The 17,307-nt window shown below is 38.3% G+C and carries 15 protein-coding genes and 1 riboswitch; of the genes, 2 read left to right on the forward strand and 13 right to left on the reverse strand.

Going from position 1 to position 17,307, the window contains the following annotated elements:
* Positions 1-219 precede the first annotated feature (219 nt).
* Positions 220-2,832, reverse strand: a complete 2,613-nt coding sequence (gene mgtA, locus BAU15_RS06335) for a magnesium-translocating P-type ATPase (protein ID WP_161841898.1) — start codon at positions 2,830-2,832, stop codon at positions 220-222.
* A 659-nt stretch (positions 2,833-3,491) separates the two neighbouring features.
* A riboswitch (M-box (ykoK) riboswitch) is annotated at positions 3,492-3,661 on the reverse strand.
* A gap of 103 nt (positions 3,662-3,764) precedes the next feature.
* On the reverse strand, positions 3,765-5,198 hold the full coding sequence (locus BAU15_RS06340; RefSeq protein ID WP_161841899.1) for an aminotransferase-like domain-containing protein: 1,434 nt from the start codon (positions 5,196-5,198) through the stop codon (positions 3,765-3,767).
* A 125-nt stretch (positions 5,199-5,323) separates the two neighbouring features.
* Here BAU15_RS06340 and thiD point away from each other — a divergent pair, with 125 nt between their 5' ends.
* Together thiD and BAU15_RS06350 are read left to right on the forward strand one after the other, a co-directional pair.
* Positions 5,324-6,163, forward strand: coding sequence for a bifunctional hydroxymethylpyrimidine kinase/phosphomethylpyrimidine kinase (thiD, locus tag BAU15_RS06345; RefSeq protein WP_161841900.1), 840 nt, complete (start codon positions 5,324-5,326; stop codon positions 6,161-6,163).
* Entirely contained in the window at positions 6,156-6,698 is a 543-nt protein-coding gene (locus BAU15_RS06350) for an ECF transporter S component (protein ID WP_161841953.1), read from the forward strand. Before thiD ends, BAU15_RS06350 begins: the two co-directional genes overlap by 8 nt.
* A 130-nt stretch (positions 6,699-6,828) precedes the next feature.
* Here the strand turns inward: BAU15_RS06350 and wecB are convergent, their stop codons facing one another.
* The 11 genes from wecB to BAU15_RS06405 form a co-directional block, all read right to left on the reverse strand.
* The gene (wecB, locus tag BAU15_RS06355; protein WP_161841901.1) at positions 6,829-8,004 is read right to left on the reverse strand and encodes a non-hydrolyzing UDP-N-acetylglucosamine 2-epimerase; all 1,176 of its coding nucleotides are present in this window, start codon (positions 8,002-8,004) and stop codon (positions 6,829-6,831) included.
* Between the two features lie 100 nt (positions 8,005-8,104).
* Positions 8,105-9,076, reverse strand: a complete 972-nt coding sequence (locus BAU15_RS06360) for a permease prefix domain 1-containing protein (RefSeq protein WP_161841902.1) — start codon at positions 9,074-9,076, stop codon at positions 8,105-8,107.
* A 12-nt stretch (positions 9,077-9,088) separates the two neighbouring features.
* Positions 9,089-9,406 carry a PadR family transcriptional regulator gene (locus BAU15_RS06365; protein ID WP_161841903.1) on the reverse strand — a complete coding sequence of 106 codons (318 nt, stop codon included), beginning with the start codon at positions 9,404-9,406 and terminating at the stop codon, positions 9,089-9,091.
* 224 nt (positions 9,407-9,630) lie between these two features.
* Positions 9,631-11,220 carry a ribosomal protection-like ABC-F family protein gene (abc-f, locus tag BAU15_RS06370; RefSeq protein WP_161841904.1) on the reverse strand — a complete coding sequence of 530 codons (1,590 nt, stop codon included), beginning with the start codon at positions 11,218-11,220 and terminating at the stop codon, positions 9,631-9,633.
* Between the two features lie 109 nt (positions 11,221-11,329).
* On the reverse strand, positions 11,330-11,467 hold the full coding sequence (locus tag BAU15_RS06375) for a hypothetical protein (protein WP_161841905.1): 138 nt from the start codon (positions 11,465-11,467) through the stop codon (positions 11,330-11,332).
* A gap of 119 nt (positions 11,468-11,586) precedes the next feature.
* Positions 11,587-12,564, reverse strand: coding sequence for a GMP reductase (guaC, locus tag BAU15_RS06380; RefSeq protein ID WP_161841906.1), 978 nt, complete (start codon positions 12,562-12,564; stop codon positions 11,587-11,589).
* A gap of 347 nt (positions 12,565-12,911) precedes the next feature.
* Complete coding sequence (locus BAU15_RS06385; protein WP_161841907.1) at positions 12,912-13,826, reverse strand: aldo/keto reductase; 915 nt, start codon at positions 13,824-13,826, stop codon at positions 12,912-12,914.
* Between the two features lie 157 nt (positions 13,827-13,983).
* The gene (locus tag BAU15_RS06390; RefSeq protein WP_161841908.1) at positions 13,984-14,907 is read right to left on the reverse strand and encodes an alpha/beta fold hydrolase; all 924 of its coding nucleotides are present in this window, start codon (positions 14,905-14,907) and stop codon (positions 13,984-13,986) included.
* Positions 14,908-14,933: 26 nt separating this feature from the next.
* Positions 14,934-15,641: an ABC transporter permease gene (locus BAU15_RS06395; RefSeq protein WP_161841909.1), complete on the reverse strand. Its 708-nt coding sequence runs from the start codon at positions 15,639-15,641 to the stop codon at positions 14,934-14,936.
* Positions 15,638-16,363 (reverse strand): ABC transporter ATP-binding protein, encoded by a 726-nt coding sequence (locus BAU15_RS06400; protein ID WP_161841910.1) that lies wholly within the window; start codon positions 16,361-16,363, stop codon positions 15,638-15,640. Before BAU15_RS06400 ends, BAU15_RS06395 begins: the two co-directional genes overlap by 4 nt.
* A gap of 75 nt (positions 16,364-16,438) precedes the next feature.
* Positions 16,439-17,077: a TetR/AcrR family transcriptional regulator gene (locus BAU15_RS06405; protein ID WP_161841911.1), complete on the reverse strand. Its 639-nt coding sequence runs from the start codon at positions 17,075-17,077 to the stop codon at positions 16,439-16,441.
* Between the last annotated feature and the right edge of the window lie 230 nt (positions 17,078-17,307).

A 17,307-nucleotide genomic window follows, 5' to 3' on the forward strand; every position in this document is an offset into this window, starting at 1 on the left:
TTATTTTATTCTTTGAATAATTTTATCAGAAAAATAATACAGGTATATTGATAATTCAGCATTGTTATACTTTCATAAAAAATGAAGCGTTTTACTGGACAATGTGAAAATCCGCTCAAAAAAATGACAAGCATTATTTATTTTTTTATTTTCACTACAAAAAAAGTAACAGAGTCTCAAAACTTGATCCCCTGTTACAAAAGTTTTTTTATTATTTGACTAAATCCACTCATTTGTTAAGTGAATATAAATTTTCTTAGCTCCTTGCACGGAAATTAAGTACAGCACAACCAAAAGGAGCATCCAAAACCAATAAGTCGTAGGTAAAGAAACAAAATCAAAGAATTGGCGTACTGGCGTCAAGACGATGAGTAGCCCCGCAACAATAACAGCTAGACTAGATAAGAACACGGGCCATGATGGGCGACTTTGAATAAACGGAATTCTCCGTGTCCGAACAACTTGGACAACAAACGTTTGAGTGAGCAACCCTACAACAAACCAGCCTGTTTGAAACAGCCCTTGTTGCTCAACTGTATTGGCTGAGAAGACAAACCACATGACAAGAAACGTCATTATATCGAAAATACTGCTGACGGGTCCAATGAAGACGGTAAACTTGAGTAATTTCTTCGTCTCCCATTTAACTGGCTTCACTAACTCTTCTTCATCCACTTTATCCCACGGCATTGTCAATTGAGCCAAATCATAAATCAAATTTTGGACAAGCAGCTGGATAGAAAGCATTGGCAAGAATGGCAGAAAAGCACTGGCTACTAAGATAGAAAAAACATTTCCAAAATTTGAGCTGATGGTAATCTTAATGTACTTCATCATATTGCTGAAAACTTTCCGACCTTCCAATACACCCTCTTCTAGCACATGCAAACTTTTTTCGAGAAGAATAATCGAGCTGGCATCTTTGGTGATATCAGCGGCCGTATCGACAGAAATGCCAACATCAGCTTTTCTCAAAGCAGGTGCATCATTAATCCCATCGCCCATAAAGCCGACTGTATGACCATTTGCTTGAAGCGCCGCAATAATTCTAGATTTTTGCATTGGTGTCAATTTAGCAAATAGATTGGTCTGTTCAACTACTTCTTGCAGCTGCTCATCTGTATAAATTTCAACTTGAGGACCTAAAACAACTTGAGCGACTTCAATCCCAACATCGCCACAGACTTTTTTTGCCACTACTTCATTGTCCCCTGTCAAAACTTTGACATTTACACCATGTGCATGCAGTGAATCGATTGCTGTTTTGGCAGATTTTTTCGCTGGATCAAGAAAGCCCATATATCCGACAAGAATCATCTCAGACTCATCTTCCACCGTATAGACAGCCTCACGATGAGCATCTTTCTTCATAGCAACTGCAATCACGCGCATTCCTTGCTCATTCATTTGATGATTCAGTTGATTCATTTTTTGCCGTAGCTCGTCAGTCAAAGGAACAACTTCACCGTCTATTTCAGCAAATTGACAGACAGTTGCCATTTCTTCAATTGCCCCTTTAGTGATCATCATTTGATGACCATCTGCTTCCATGACAACTGTTAATCGACGGCGCGAGAAATCAAATGGAATTTCATCTATTTTTTTAAGGCTAGAAAATTGTGCCGTTCTTTGTTCCATATTATAGTAGGAAATCACCGCAACATCCATTAAATTTTTCCAACCCGTTTGATAGTGTGAATTCAAATAGGCCAAATCTAGGACTTGCTGATTCTCTTCACCCAATGGACTCAGATGCTTCACCAAGACCACTTTATCTTCGGTAATCGTCCCAGTTTTATCTGTACATAAGACATCCATACTGCCTAAATTTTGAATGGATGGCAACTCTTTGACGATAACTTTATGCTTCGCTAGACTCATCGCCCCTTTTGCCAAATTACTAGTCACAATCATCGGCAACATCTCGGGCGTTAAACCCACAGCCACGGCGATGGCGAAAAAGAAAGCATTCGGCCAATCGCCTTTAGTCAACCCATTAATGACAAGCACCACTGGAAATAAGACAAAAATCATTCGTAACAAAAGCTTGCTTACCTGGGTTAAACCAGTATCAAAGGCCGTTTTCCCACGTTGAGTCGTCGCATTCTTAGCAATGTCACCAAAGAAAGTCTGCGCCCCTGTTTTCAAGATAATCGCTTGGCCTTGGCCACTTAAAACATCCGTGCCCATGAAGACTAGATCTTGTAAATCAATCGCTGAAATATCATCCTTTTTCTGATCAATCCCCGCATCCACAAATTTCTCAACCGGCATCGCTTCTCCTGTGAGCGATGATTGATTAACAAATAAATCCTTTGTCCAAATCAAGACAGCATCAGCCGGAATCATGTCCCCGGTTGCCAACGTAATTAAATCTCCAGGAACAACTGCTTCCATCGGAATTTCCTTATTTGTTCCATTTCGCGTGACTTGGCAGGTATTTTCGATTAACTCCTTTAAAGCTAAACTAGCTTTTTGAGAACGATACTCCTGAACAAAAGTAATCAGCACACTCGCCATAATCATCGTTCCCATCACAATGGTTGCTTCTAAATCATGGGTCAAGAATGAAATAATCATCAGTAAAGCGAGCACATAGACAAAGGGGTCTTTAAAGCCTCCTAAAAATAATAAAACAGCTGGCGTCGGGCGTTGTGCGCTAACTTCATTAGGTCCAAATTCCTCCAACCGTTCTCTAGCATCCTCTTCAGACAAACCTTTCAGTGAAGTCCGCAATTCCATTAATAATTCTCGTTGCGATAATTGAGCCAACTTTTTTAGCTCTTGATCCTTTCTCATTACATTCATTCCGCTACTTTTTTTATTCATCATGTCAAAATCCTCCTACTTCCGCTAGAAGGACTTTGACATAATGGTCCCTCTAGCAGCTATTTAATTTTTCCCTCTGGGGACTGGGGTGATCCATCTGTTTCTCATCCTTTCTGTTTTTGGGTTTTGTTTTTGAAAATTATAAGTGTTAGGGTGGTGGATTGGGACTAATTTCTGGCTGCGACTATAGGTAATAATGATTTGAATTGCTCAATTTACTATCCTAGATTACACATCTAGTTTTGCTAATGGTAACTTGTTGATAGTAAAATAATGCTACTTCATTATTATCGCGCTGTGTTTAGCGATTTTCCTAATTGCTTTTCGCTAGAGCAACAAGTACTAATAGAACTCACGACTTTATATTTCTTCAGAAACGAGTCTGGCAGCTAAGGGCTTAAAGTGGTGGAAAAATGTTCCATTTTTCGGGATTGCCCTACGCATTACTGTAATACGTTTAGCCCTTTTACTAGAGTGGCAGGTGCTAATAGATCTTGCAGCTCCGTCTTTTGTATACACGAGTCTGGCGCTAGGGACGGGTAAGGAATGAAAATGGGACATTTTCTTTATTGTCCTACGCATACCATTCCACTACTGCGAAACTTGGTAAGTGGAACTGGCAAAAAACGCGTGCTCAACTAATGAGCACGCGTAAAATAAACATTCATGTCCATCGTTGAGCTTTAGCACTATAGGGCGTAGATAGCATTTGCTATCAGCTACATTATGGATAACCTTCACGATCATCCCTGTTCGACCAACTAAAAATCTCTCGATCTTTTCGCGGCAGTAGCTTGTGTCCATATAGGAGCCTCACCTAACAATTATTCTTTTCATAAATACTATAATCGATAACATTTTAAAAGTCAAAGCATACCTAAACTTTTTTTCACAAATACCGAAACTTTCCTGTAAAATTTATAAATCAGTCCCTCTCACTCATCTTTCAATAGCTGCTCTAGCTCATCCATTTTTTCAGTAAATTGTTTAAAATTTTGTTGGTGAATTCGACTGACGTTAATCCGTAGGCCATTTTCTTTACTGCCATACAGATAAGCGGGTCCTGCGGCTATACCGAGTTGGAGCATTTGTTTAGCTAGTGGTTTAGTTAGCGATTTGCCTTGCCAAGTCAACCAAGAATAATAGCCGCCTTGAGGTGCTTGACCTTGCCAAAAAGTTTGTCCGTCGAGCCATTCTTGAAAATGCTGCGCTTGCTGTTGCAATTTCACACCTAATTGTTTTAGTTTATCGGGATAACTTTCATCTGACAAGGCCCAGTATGCTAATACTTGCGGAATAATGCTGACTGAAAAATCCATTGTTTTTCGAGCTTGTACCAATGAATCCAGCACATGACTTGGTGCGCAGACCCAGCCAATCCGCGTTGTATTACCTAAAATTTTAGAAAATGAACCTATGTATAGCACATTATCTGGATCAAGTTTTTTCAAAGTTGGTAACGTTGGCTTATTATAGGAAAGTTCCGCAAAAACGTCATCTTCCACGATGGGTATTTGATAATTTCGACAGAGTGCAATCAATGCTTTCCTTCTATCTAAACTCATGACAATCCCTGTCGGATTTTGAAAGTTAGGATTGACCATCACCATTTTAATTTTTTTTGCCAAAATCATTTCCTCTAATGCTTCGATTTGAATGCCCTCTTCATCCATCGGCACACCATAAAGTCTGACTCCAGCTGCTTGAAACATCGGCAATTGATAAAAGAAGGACGGATCTTCCACAGCTACCGCTTCGCCGGCTGATAACATCGTCTGTAAAATGAGGAACATTCCTTGCTGCCCACCAGCTGTGATTAACGTTTCTCGCGGACTCACAGACTGTTCATAAATTTCTGAGATTAATTGACCAATCGCTATGCGTAATGGCAGATAACCTAGCTCATCTTGCTTCGTCTCCTCCGAAAGAATTTCACTCCATGAAAACGTCGGAAACTCGAAAGATGGAATCAGTGCAGTTGGCAATTCTCCTGAAAAAACATCGATCAGTTGCTTTTGCTTTTTACGTTCAGTAAATTCATTGACGAATGAATCATCTTTAAATAGAAGGTTTTGAGAAAGATAGTTGCGCCAATCAATGCGCGGTTCTGCATAAACGCCCCATTTCTCTTCATTCACAAAGGTGCCGCTGCCTTGTTTTCGTACCAAAACGCCTAAGCTAGTCAACTCTTCTAAAGAGCGAACCACTGTTGAACGATTGACGCCAAATAAGTCAGCCAATTTGCGTTCTGACGGTAACTGCTCCCCTCCGTTGAGAACGCCTTTTTTTATTCGCTCCGTAATCTGTTCCATAATCTGTATGTACGCCGCTTTGTCGGCTTGCTCATTTTTCCGTATTCTATCCCACATGAGTGATTCCACTCCTTTTAATTTTAAAATTGGATGAGTTAAAAATAAGCCAATTGGCTGTTTTTGTCAAATCAAGACTCGCGTATACTAAGTTTACTGATAAATTTATGGATGGAGGCACACATATGATTAAAAAAATAGTAACCGTGGCCGGCTCAGATTCTAGCGGAGGCGCTGGGCTTCAAGCGGATTTAAAAACATTTCAAGAATATGGGACGTTCGGCTTTTCAGCTGTCACAAGTATTGTCACTATGGATCCTGCAGAAAATTGGTCCCACACCGTCACGCCAATCGCACCTGAGTTAGTCGAAAAACAATTGAAAACCATTTTTGCTGGCGGCAAATTAGATGCAATAAAAACGGGGATGTTAGGAACTGTTGATGCCATCGAAGCCACCCGCAAAGTAATTGACGACTTTCAAATGGACAACATCGTGATTGATCCAGTCATTGCTTGCAAAGGAACCAGCGAATTATTGCAACCAGAAAATGTGGCGGCGATGAAGCGTCTCCTTTTACCTAAAGCAACGATTACCACACCAAACTTAGTTGAAGCGGGTATTTTATCTGAATTAGGTGACTTAACTTCTATCGAACAGATGAAACAAGCTGCGAAAAAGATTGCTCTATTAGGCCCTCAGCATGTGGTCGTAAAAGGTGGTCATCGTCTAGGGTTAGACAAAGCCGTTGATGTCTATTATGACGGACAACAATTCACAATTCTTGAAAATGAATTGATTCCAACCGATTACAATCATGGCGCGGGCTGTACCTTTGCAGCTGCCATTACGGCTGGCTTAGCAAAAGGTTATTCTGTAGAAAAATCAGTTACCTTGGCCAAAGCCTTTGTAGCAGCTGCCATTAAACAAGGAATAAAGATTAATCCCTATCTGGGCCATGTCTGGCACGGTGCTTATAATCACGCAGAAAATCGGATGAATGGGAAAGGAGCCACGTATGAATAAAAAAATATCACTCCAAAGTATCGTTCAAGTCGCCTTATTCGCTGCCCTCACAATGGTCGGCACAACGATCAGAATCCCTTTTCCCGGTGCCTTCGTGCATCTTGGTAACGCGGTTTTACTGTTGGCGGTTCTCCTCATTGGTTACAAAGGCGCTTTAGCTTCCGGCATCGGTTTTGCTCTTTTTGATAGCTTAAATGGGTATATCACCGAAGCGCCTTATTTCTTAGTGGAAAGTTTACTAGTCGGTGGCGTCGCTTATTTATTGTTTCTTCTATTTAAAAAGAATCCCTCAGCGATTTGGCAATTATTGGTGATTGGCGCAGGAACCGGTCTGGCAAAAATAGTCATGACGCAACTGAAAAATACCGTCATGAATGTACTAGCAGGTGCTGATCTTTCGGTCGCCTTCACAGGAGCTTTAGCGAAATTACCCGCCACTTTGATTAATGTCTGCATCACGATGTTAATCGTGACCCTGGTCTACTTCCCTTTACGGAAAAGTATGTCTGTAATATTTCGTGGGTCCGTTCATTAAACAAATTATTCACCTCTTCATATAAATCAAATAGGACCTGCCACCGACAAACTAGTTTTTAGACTGGTGCGCCAAGTGACAGGTCCTATTCGATTATGTTTGTTCGGCATTAATAGACAGTCTATTTATTTCACTGAAACGTTTCTGGCCGTGGTTGTTCTTTATCAAAATAATAAGCAATCGCGTCCAAAATGCGTTGACTCGCTTGCCCATCGCCATAAGGATTAGCCGCTTTAGCCATTTTTTCATGAGCGATTGGATCCAGCAATTTGGTGGTTTCTTCATAAACAACTGCTTCATCTGTGCCAATCATTTTTAACGTCCCCGCTGTCACCCCTTCTGGTCGCTCGGTCGTATCGCGCAAGACAAGTACTGGCACACCTAATGACGGCGCTTCTTCTTGAACCCCACCCGAGTCAGTTAATATTAAGTAGCTACGGGCTGCAAAATTGTGGAAATCGACGACATCTAATGGTTCAATCAAATGAACACTCGCTAAGTCACCTAAAATCGCTTGGGCTTCTTTACGTACTTGAGGATTTTTGTGCATCGGGAAAATCACTTCTACCTCCTGATTCTCTTCAACAATTCGGCGGATACTACGAAAAACTGCCCGCATCGCTTCCCCAAGATTTTCTCGGCGGTGCATCGTCACTAAAATCAGCTTTTTATGATCGATTGCTTTAGGCAATTCAGGATGCGTATAAGTTTGCGATACCGTGTATTTCATCGCATCAATCGCCGTATTCCCAGTAATAAAGATTGCTTCTTCAGGATGATTTTCCTTCAATAAGTTTTCTTTACTAGTGGTTGTCGGCGCAAAATACAAATCGCTCAAGACATCAATCAATTGGCGATTCATCTCTTCGGGAAATGGGGACCACTTATTCCATGTTCGTAAGCCGGCTTCCACATGCCCCACTGCAATTTGTTGATAAAAGGCGGCATTTGTAGCCGCATAAGCGGTGGTTGTATCGCCATGCACTAAGACAATATCTGGTTTTTCCGTTTCCAAGACAGGTTTCAGCTCAGTCAATACGCGACTAGTGATATCCGTCAACGTTTGACCATTTTTCATAATATTTAAATCATACTCAGGCACTAATTCAAAAACAGTCAATACTTGATCAAGCATTTCTCTATGTTGAGCCGTTACGGCTATTTTTGCGTTAAAGCGAGCGTCACTGTGCAGTGCTTTTACTAACGGCGCCATTTTGATTGCTTCAGGCCTTGTACCAAAGACCGATAAAACATTTATTTTTTTCAAGTCACGTCCCACTTTCCTGCTATTTTTTCTATTACTCATATTTTACCATGATTAACCAAATAAAAAAGTCCTTTGCCTATTTTTGACAAAGAACTCATGAATTTATAGTAAAGCGACAAAACGACCCATTTTATTTTGATTACTCTCTAACACCGAAAGCATTCTTGATCACGTTAAAAATAGCACCTGAGAAGATATAAATCAGCCAGCTTGTGGCCCAACCACCCATCCAACCAGAAAATCCCCAGATAAAGAAGATAATCGTTATAACAGGCCAATAAATCCCTGCAATAATTGTAAACGTTGGTGAGTAGTTTTTATGCTTTTTTGCTCGAGGCCCCATTTCATCTTCATCAGCAATAAAGATCCGTTCTGCTAGAAATTTAGTGAAGCCACCTTGATTAATACCACCATAAACAATTAATAAAACACCCAGTCCAAGCATGAAAAACATGCAGGCTGCCCCAAAATTGTCATGATAAGGATCAATAGATCCAAATGCGATTGGAGGGGCCACTGAGAAAATACATAGACCAATTCCTAAGACAAGACATAAGACAAATGAGCGTTGATATTGCTCTTTTTCATGACTAACAAAATTCGCAGTCTCTGGTGCAATATAGCGATCATCGAGCTCTTTATTAATTTTGCTAAACGTCACACCGCCTGTAATAAATAATCCCACAGCAATAGCAATAAAAAGAAATAAGAATAAGACACCAACTACATCTAAATACAGCATGCTAGCCAGTATAAGAACCCCCACACCTACAATAATCAGACCGACACCAAGAGCAATCATCAAAGCTGCACTCCGTCTTCGTGCTAAATAATGCTGCGCTTCATCTACGCCAATCGCTTCTCCGCCAAAGAACGGTTCTTCTCGCTCTAAGTCTTCATCCTCGACATGTAGCTCTGCCAACAATTCATCGATTGAGCCAAACTCAGAAATCGTTGTTCCGACCGCCTCGTTCTCACTTTTACCTTCTTCTACTAATTCTAAATAGCGATCTTCCATATTAGCTAACAAATCAGTTTTTAATTGGCGACTTTCTATCGTTTCTGGAATCGCTAAGAACAGTCCATCCAGATAAGTTTTGATTGTATCCATTTTCTTTCCCTCCTATATGAATCTGTCCATGACGTCTTTCGTCAACAGCCACTCTTCCTTTTTTTCAGTCAAATAATTTTTTCCTGCTTCGGTTATCCGGTAATACGTCCGCTTTTTCCCGTGCGTAACTGCGCCAGGAAATGATTCGATGTAGCCATTCTTCTCTAATCGTGAAAATGCTGAATATAAAGTGGTTTCTTTAATGACATATTGTTCATTAGAAACCTCACGAATCCTTTTTGAAATTGCATATCCATAGGAATCTCCTTCATTTAAGATGGACAAAAGAATCGTGTCATTGTAGCCTCGAATGCCATCACTGGAAATCATTTTGCCCCTCCTTTTTTACTACGTCTGTCGTTGTAATGAGTGTACCATGATTACTACGACAGGTAAAGTAAATTTTTTTAAGTTTTACTTTTTTTATAATTTCCTCTATCACGCCATCTAACTGAAAATAAATCTATATAGTAGAAGATAAACGCAAAAAACAGCCTCACAAAATAGCGAACTATTTCGTAGGGCTGTTGCTTGATTAGTATTCATTTAATAACTCATTCATGCAACTGTTCAACTACATCAGCTATCACGAACTGCTTATTTTCGATCTTCAGTCTTTTTTTTGCAATCTTTTGAACAAAATAACGATCATGAGAGACAAGTAATATCGTGCCAGTAAATTTTTGAATGATTTGTTCAATTTCTTCCCGACTGCCTATGTCCAAATGATTGGTCGGCTCATCTAACAGTAGGAAATTAAACGATTGCTGCATTAGTTTGGCCAGCTCTAAGCGAATTCGTTCTCCTCCAGACAAATCTTTTAAGCGTTTGAAGACATCCTCACCATAAAAACTGTACTTAGCCAGCGTTCGTCGTAGCATTTCTTCTGTTCCTTCAACTTCTTTGAAATACTCTAGCAGACGTTGTTGAGGATTTTCATAGACAATCGTTTGCGGTAAATAGCCAATCGAGACAGACGGTCCTAAACGAATGACGCCTTCATCTGGTTGTTCTTGTTCCAATAACATTCGTAAAAATGTCGTTTTCCCAGAACCATTGCCGCCTTCTAAACTGATAATATCTTGCCAGCGAATCTGACAATCCGCTTCTTCAAACAAGGCTTGTTCCCCATAGAATTTCCAAAGTCCTTCTACTGTCACGACTTCTTTACCCGAACGTTGACTATTAACAAGTTCTGCTCGAATCACTCGCTGATCAGTCTGCGGTTTTCTAAGCTGCTGAATTTTTTCTAAACGATGCTCCAGCTCTTTAGCTTTTTTGAAGAACTTCTCGTTGTCTGATTCATTTCCCCACTGTCGATACCGGCGAATCGCCAACTTCATCTTTTGTATTTCCTTTTGCTGTAAGGCATAATCCTTCGCCAATTTTTCCTCTTGTAACTTTTTCTCTTTCTTATAAAAGCTATAATTGCCACGGAAAACTGTGACTTGCCCTTCTTCCAGTTCAACAATTTCTTGAACTACTTCATCTAAAAAATAGCGATCATGCGAGACAATCACAAACGTTTTTTTGCTACTGCGAATAAAACTCTCCAACCAACTCATCGCCTGTCTATCCAAGTGATTAGTCGGTTCATCTAGCAAATAGACATCGGCCTCCGTTAATAAGATTCGAATCATCTCTACAAGAACCTTTTGTCCACCGCTGAGTGCCGCCAACGCTGTATTTCTCTTATGTTGAAAATTCATGCCTCTAAGCATGGTTTCTATTCGATCTTCTAATGTATAACCACCAATTTCTTCATATTTTTCCTGTACTTGACCATATTGCGCCAACAGTTTTTCGGTGACCTCTTGCCCACTTGAAAAGAGGTCTTCAAAATAATGTAAAGAGTTTCTGACCGCTTGTATTTCAGGAAAACTATCCAGTAAATAAGCAAAAACTGATTGCTCGGTTTCTTCTGGAAGCTGCTGCACATAAGCCATCGCCAATTTCTTTCGTCGACTGACTTGCCCAAAATCAGCTCCTTCAAGTCCCACCATAATTTTTAAAAGCGTTGACTTTCCCGAACCATTCGCGCCAATCAGACCAATTTTTCGTCCAGCATAAATTTCTAATGAAACATTATCTAAAACGGGTACCCCGCCATAATTTTTTGTTACCTGATTTAATTGAATAAACATTTATTTTCTCTCCTTGGACCTTTCCAAAGAAAAAAACAAGAGGCCACAATAATACGTGACCTCTTGTTATTATTTCAGCTATCTACTAAGAATAGAAACTTTGAAATGGTCATCGATTTATTTTATTTTTGCTAAAAATTGACAGACTTGTCCCTTGGGTAGCAAAAGTAAAACCAATTGCATGGCAAAAAATTATATAAAACATTTCAACTGCTAGCTTGTTTGTTATTTTTTGCATGCTCGCCATTTTCGTTTCCTCCTTCATTTCTCATTTCATTTAGTATACCATAAGTCGAAAGCGGAAAACTAGTCCAAGTCCTCGACTAGTCTTCCGCTTATAATAAACTGTTAAAATCGTTCTGTAATTTAGATTGTATCGCCATTAAAGATCGAGTTCTTAACAATCACATAATCTACTTTGCGAATAGCCTCAAGATCACGGCCACCAGAGTAAGAAATCGCAGACTGCAAATCTTGTTGCATCTCAGTTAAAGTATCCTTTAATGAGCCTTTGTATTGTAACCAAATTTTCTTACCTTCAACGTTTTTCTTTTCACCTTTTTGGAATTCTGACGCACTCCCGAAATATTCTTTGTACATTACGCCATCTTCGACTTTTGTTTCACCAGGTGATTCTTCATGGCCAGCAAATAATGAACCGATCATGACCATTGTCGCACCAAAACGAACTGATTTTGCAATATCGCCATGGGTACGAATCCCGCCATCAGCGATTAACGGTTTGCGAGCAGCTTTAGCACACCAACGTAAAGCAGCCAATTGCCAGCCCCCAGTACCGAAACCAGTTTTAATTTTTGTGATACAGACTTTACCAGGTCCAATCCCAACTTTCGTTGCATCCGCACCAGCGTTTTCTAACTCACGCACCGCTTCAGGTGTACCGACATTACCGGCGATCACGAACGTTTCAGGTAAATGTTTTTTAATATGTTGAATCATTTGAATCACTGAATTAGCATGGCCATGCGCGATATCGATTGTTATGTAATCCGGCACTAATTGTAAGCTAGCTAACTCCTCAACGAATGAATATTCTGCTTCTTTGACGCCAACACTGATAGAAGAAATCAACTGACGTTCTTTCATTTTTTGTACAAATGGAATACGAGCCGCTTCATCAAAGCGATGCATAATGTAGAAATAGCCATTTTCAGCTAAGAATTCCGCAATCGTTTCATCAATAATTGTTTGCATATTGGCTGGCACCACTGGCATCTTAAAGCTATGCTTGCCCAACTTAACCTCAGTATCACACTCTGAACGGCTATTAACAATACACTTGTTAGGAATTAATTGGATATCTTCATAATCAAAAACTTTCATAAGAACTGCCTCCTGATGTTCATTTCAGTAAAACACGAACATTAATTATTTGTCAGATGCTTTTCAGGGCACCATCTGTAATTTACAACAGATATTCTATAAAATCAAGTCTTTTTTGTTAAGTTTTGACAATTTATCCGAATTATTTCATTCTAAGGCTATATATTGTTCGCTCATACCTGGAAAAACGTAAAAAATCCTCTAAAAATATAGATAATTTCTCCTATCTACATAATTAAAGGATTTATTTCACTAACACTCACTTTAGACTCACTAATTGAAGTATTCCTCACCCATCGAAATTACAACAGACTTTAAGCGTTCTTCAATGTGTCGTTTTCTATCTATTAAGGTAAGATATTGCCTGCTGCTAGATAGATATCATACCAGTCTTCGCGACTGATTTGAATCTCAGAAGCGTCCGCAATTTCTTTAATACGACCAAGATTCATTGTTCCAGCAATCACTTGGATATTCGCTGGATGGCGTAAGATCCATGCTGAAGCTAGGCCAGTTGGGGTTGTTTGATATTTTGCAGCCAACTCTTCTAACTTTTTGTTTAACTCAGGGAATTTTTCGCTGCCAATAAAGACACCTTCGAAAAAGCCATATTGATAAGGTGACCAAGCTTGGATAGTCATATCATGTAAGCGAGAATAATCTAAAATCGCGCCATCGTGATTGACACTGCCCGCATCTGTCATATTGACATGAATTCCTTGATTAATCATACCCGTATGCATAATACCAAATTGTAATTGATTCGCTACAAGTGGTTGGCGAACTGATTTTTTCAACAACTCAATTTGCATCGGATTTTGGTTACTCACACCAAAGTATTTAACTTTCCCTTGCGTTTCTAATTGATCAAAAGCAGCCGCAACTTCTTCCGGTTCCACTAAAGTATCTGGACGGTGTAACAATAATGCATCGACCTGTTCAACGCCTAATCGAGTCAAGCTATCTTCGACAGATTGAATGATGTGTTCTTTAGAAAAATCAAACATCTTTCCTGGAACAATCCCACATTTTGTTTGTAAGAACAAGTCTTCACGACGTAAAGAACTTTCTTTTAAGGCTTTCCCAAAAATCGATTCACATTCGCCACCGCCATAAATATCAGCGTGGTCGAAAAAGTTAATACCGTTCGCAGCAGCCGTTTCAATAACTTCCACTGGATTCTCTGCATTGTTCATGCGCATGCATCCTAAAATGACTGATGAAACTTCTTGATTAGTTGATCCAAATTTAATTTTTTTCATGATAACCCTCCATTTTCTTTCTACCTAATATAGTGTACCATATCTGCTTTGAAAAGGCTTTATTGGCGAAAAAATTGTTATCGTTGTATTTATGTTCACTCTCTTTTTCGTTAGCATGCTTCTCCCCAGTCTATAGTGAATTATCTTAAAATTTAAACTAGAATAACTTCATAAATTTTTCTTTTTCTTCTAAATGTGGAAAATGAGCCGATTCAGAAAAAATAATTAATTCCTTCTTTGAAGAAGTAATTCGGTCAAAAAAATGGATGACTAGCTCTTTCGAGACCTGTAAATCTTTCTCTCCATGAATAAAATAGACAGGAATATCAAAGCTTAAAGAGCCTTCAAATAAATTGGCTTCCAGTAGTGTTGGAAATAACATGCGATTTGAATGAATTAATCCTCGTAAATAATTTAACTTTTCAAAAAAAGTATAGCCTTGAAATAGAAATAAGCGTGTTATTAATTTCACTTCAAGATCAGGATCAAAAAACATACCCCCATGATACTTTTCGACAAGCTTCCCCTTAACCTTCCCAACGTATTTTTGCGTGGGAAAATCTTTCTTTTTTCTCATCTTTGTGAGTTGTTGTAATATTTTGGTTGTCTGTTCTTTGGCAGTCAACTGATAAATTTTTTGATAAAGAATTTCTTCTGATGAGCGAACATCGATTACTTGACTAATACCATAGTATGCTGAAAATACAGCTGGTCTTAGCTGAAGAACTTTTATACCGATATAGCTTCCATAAGAGTGCCCCATCAACACCAATTGTTTCAGCTGATAAGTTTCTTTTAAGTAAGCAGCCACTTGTATGACTTGTTCGATCAACATATCTTCAGTCACCTCTTTTTGAGTGAAGGATAGTCCTGAGCCAAGAAAATCCAAGTAGCATACTGCATACTTTTCATCTAAAAATCCGCTTAACAATTCGTTTTCAAAAATCGGAAATTCCGGACTACCCGGTCCCCCATGTAAAAATAAAACCATTTTTCTTACTTGTGGATTTCCAACTAAAAACCAACCATTTTGATGCCCATCAATGGTAACTTTCTCTTTTACCACTCGTTTTCCTCTCATTTCTATATACTCCCTCGCCATTGTTATCACACCTCCATTCGTTGGATTTCATTTCCTTGAAAATTAACTACAACGATTGCGATACAACAAATCACAGCTACACTTATCAGTGAAACTAGTAAATTGTCCAACACAAGCATGTTTGATAAAACAGCTGAAAAAATAATTGCACTACTAATAGTAATAGCAATCGAACGTTTATATAAACCTATACTCATCGAGAAAATCCCTATCATCGCCGCTAAAACTGAAATAATCAACAAGCTAGTTACTAATTTTACGCCCAGCTGAAAACTAAATGAATCAGAAATTAAGGAGAAGAACCCCTCACTAAAGTAAAAGAGAAGAAAAGCGCTACCTACACCGATCAGAGTTAAGCTAATACTTACGAGCATACTGACAAGTATTTTCACTAAAAACAGAGATTTTCTATTCACTGGATAAGAAAAGAGTAGATACTTTTTTTCAGTTGTATACTCTTCAACAATCAGACGGCTATTAATCATCGCAGAAACTACTGAAAAAATACATAGCGCCAATAATGTACCCATTTGATAGATAAACTGATAAGTCCCAAGCTCAGAATGATTTTTTACATCTTCCGGTTTTGCTATAGAAATGCCCGCAAAAAAATACATAAATAAAAGCAATAACCCCACACAAATAGGTAGCATTTTTAAGCAGGCCTCTATATTTACTTTTTTATTTTCAGCCTTAATTATATTCAGCATCATTTGACATCCTCCATTAAATAAATTAATTTTTCTCTCAATTGTTCTCCATAGTCCATTGTGAGCTGCATCAATGTCTCATCAACAACAATAGTCCCAGCATTTAATATTAAGACTTTATCGGAAATTTCTAGTGTTTGGTGAAGTAGATGACTAGAAATAATAAAGCTCATCCGCTCTTTTTGTGCTAGTTGCCTTATCAAATGCCCAATATCATCGATACCTTTTGGGTCAAGTCCATTAAATGGTTCATCTAAAATAACTAACTTTGGATTATGAATAATTGTACGAGCAATCGCTAGACGTTGCTTCATCCCTAATGAATACTCTTTTAGACAGGTATCCTTTTTTGAAAATAATCCCACTTGATCCAACACTTGATTGACTTCCTCTTCTGACTTTCTATTTCCCATGTAAGTCAGATGAAGCAGTAAATTTTCTTGTCCAGTCAAGTGTTCATAGTACTTAGGCTCCTCTATTGAAAAGCCAAGTTGCCCCAATAAAGTTGGAAAAGCTTCTTCAATAGTCTGCCCCATAAACTGAATCTCACCTGAACTTTTTTTACTCAGACCCGCAATCATTTTTAATAAAGTTGTTTTGCCTGAACCATTTTTTCCTAAAAGTGTATAAATAATTCCTTCATCAATTGAAAAAGTTGCATCTTTGATAATTTCTGTATCTCCATAGCTTTTCGCAACATTTCTGACACTTACTATTTCCTTCATCATTGTCTCCTCTTCTTCAAATAGACTACCAGTCTATTTTCTTTAAATTAAAAAGTATTAGTCAACTAATACTTTTTAATGAGTTTTTATTTTTTTATAAAAATCCTGTAATTTCTCCTGAAGATTAGTATCTATTAAATCCATTCCTTGAGTAGCAAATAAGCTTTTATAAAACGCCAATTTCTTTTGAAACTTATCTATATCGATAAAATACACCTGCAGTCCCAACCAAATACTAAAAAATTCAACAACTAATTCTGAAAGTTCATTGGGAAACTCAGATTGGATGGATCCATCTTCAATCCCGATATTTATCAATCTTTCAATATTCGGAACTTGATACATCATATTCATCAAATAAATTTCACCAAATATCTTCGGCTCCATAAATAAAGATTTCGCCGAACACATCATCTCAATTTTTTTTTCATTTTTTAGTGTGAACACTAATAGCTTTTGAATCTTTTCAAGCCCCGATAGCTGACTATCATTCATCACTTGAGTAAAATCTTGTTCAGTTGTATCAATTCTCGACATGATCTTTTCAAAAATTTCTTTCTTCGACTTAAAATGATAATAAATAACACCTTTACTCAATCCTTGATTCACGATATCTTGCATCGTTGTATTATCATAGCCTTTTTCAAAGAACAACTTTTGTGAAACTTCTATTATTTTCTCAATCGTCTTTTCAGGATACTTATTTCTAACCACTCGAATAGACACCTCCTAAATACATCGATAGTTAATCAGTAACACTTTAAACAAACCAACGGTCTATTTAGATACTAGCACACCTATATCCTATTTACAAGCGTACGTTCAAAATGTAGTTTGGTCATTATTCATACAAATTCGGTAGATAAGTTCATCTATAGAATCTATATATAGTAGAAACTGACAATGTGCCATAGATATTTAAAACAGATAAAAAGTGCTAGAAA

The organism is Candidatus Enterococcus huntleyi (assembly GCF_009933175.1).
Taxonomy (GTDB): Bacteria; Bacillota; Bacilli; order Lactobacillales; family Enterococcaceae; genus Enterococcus_K; species Enterococcus_K huntleyi.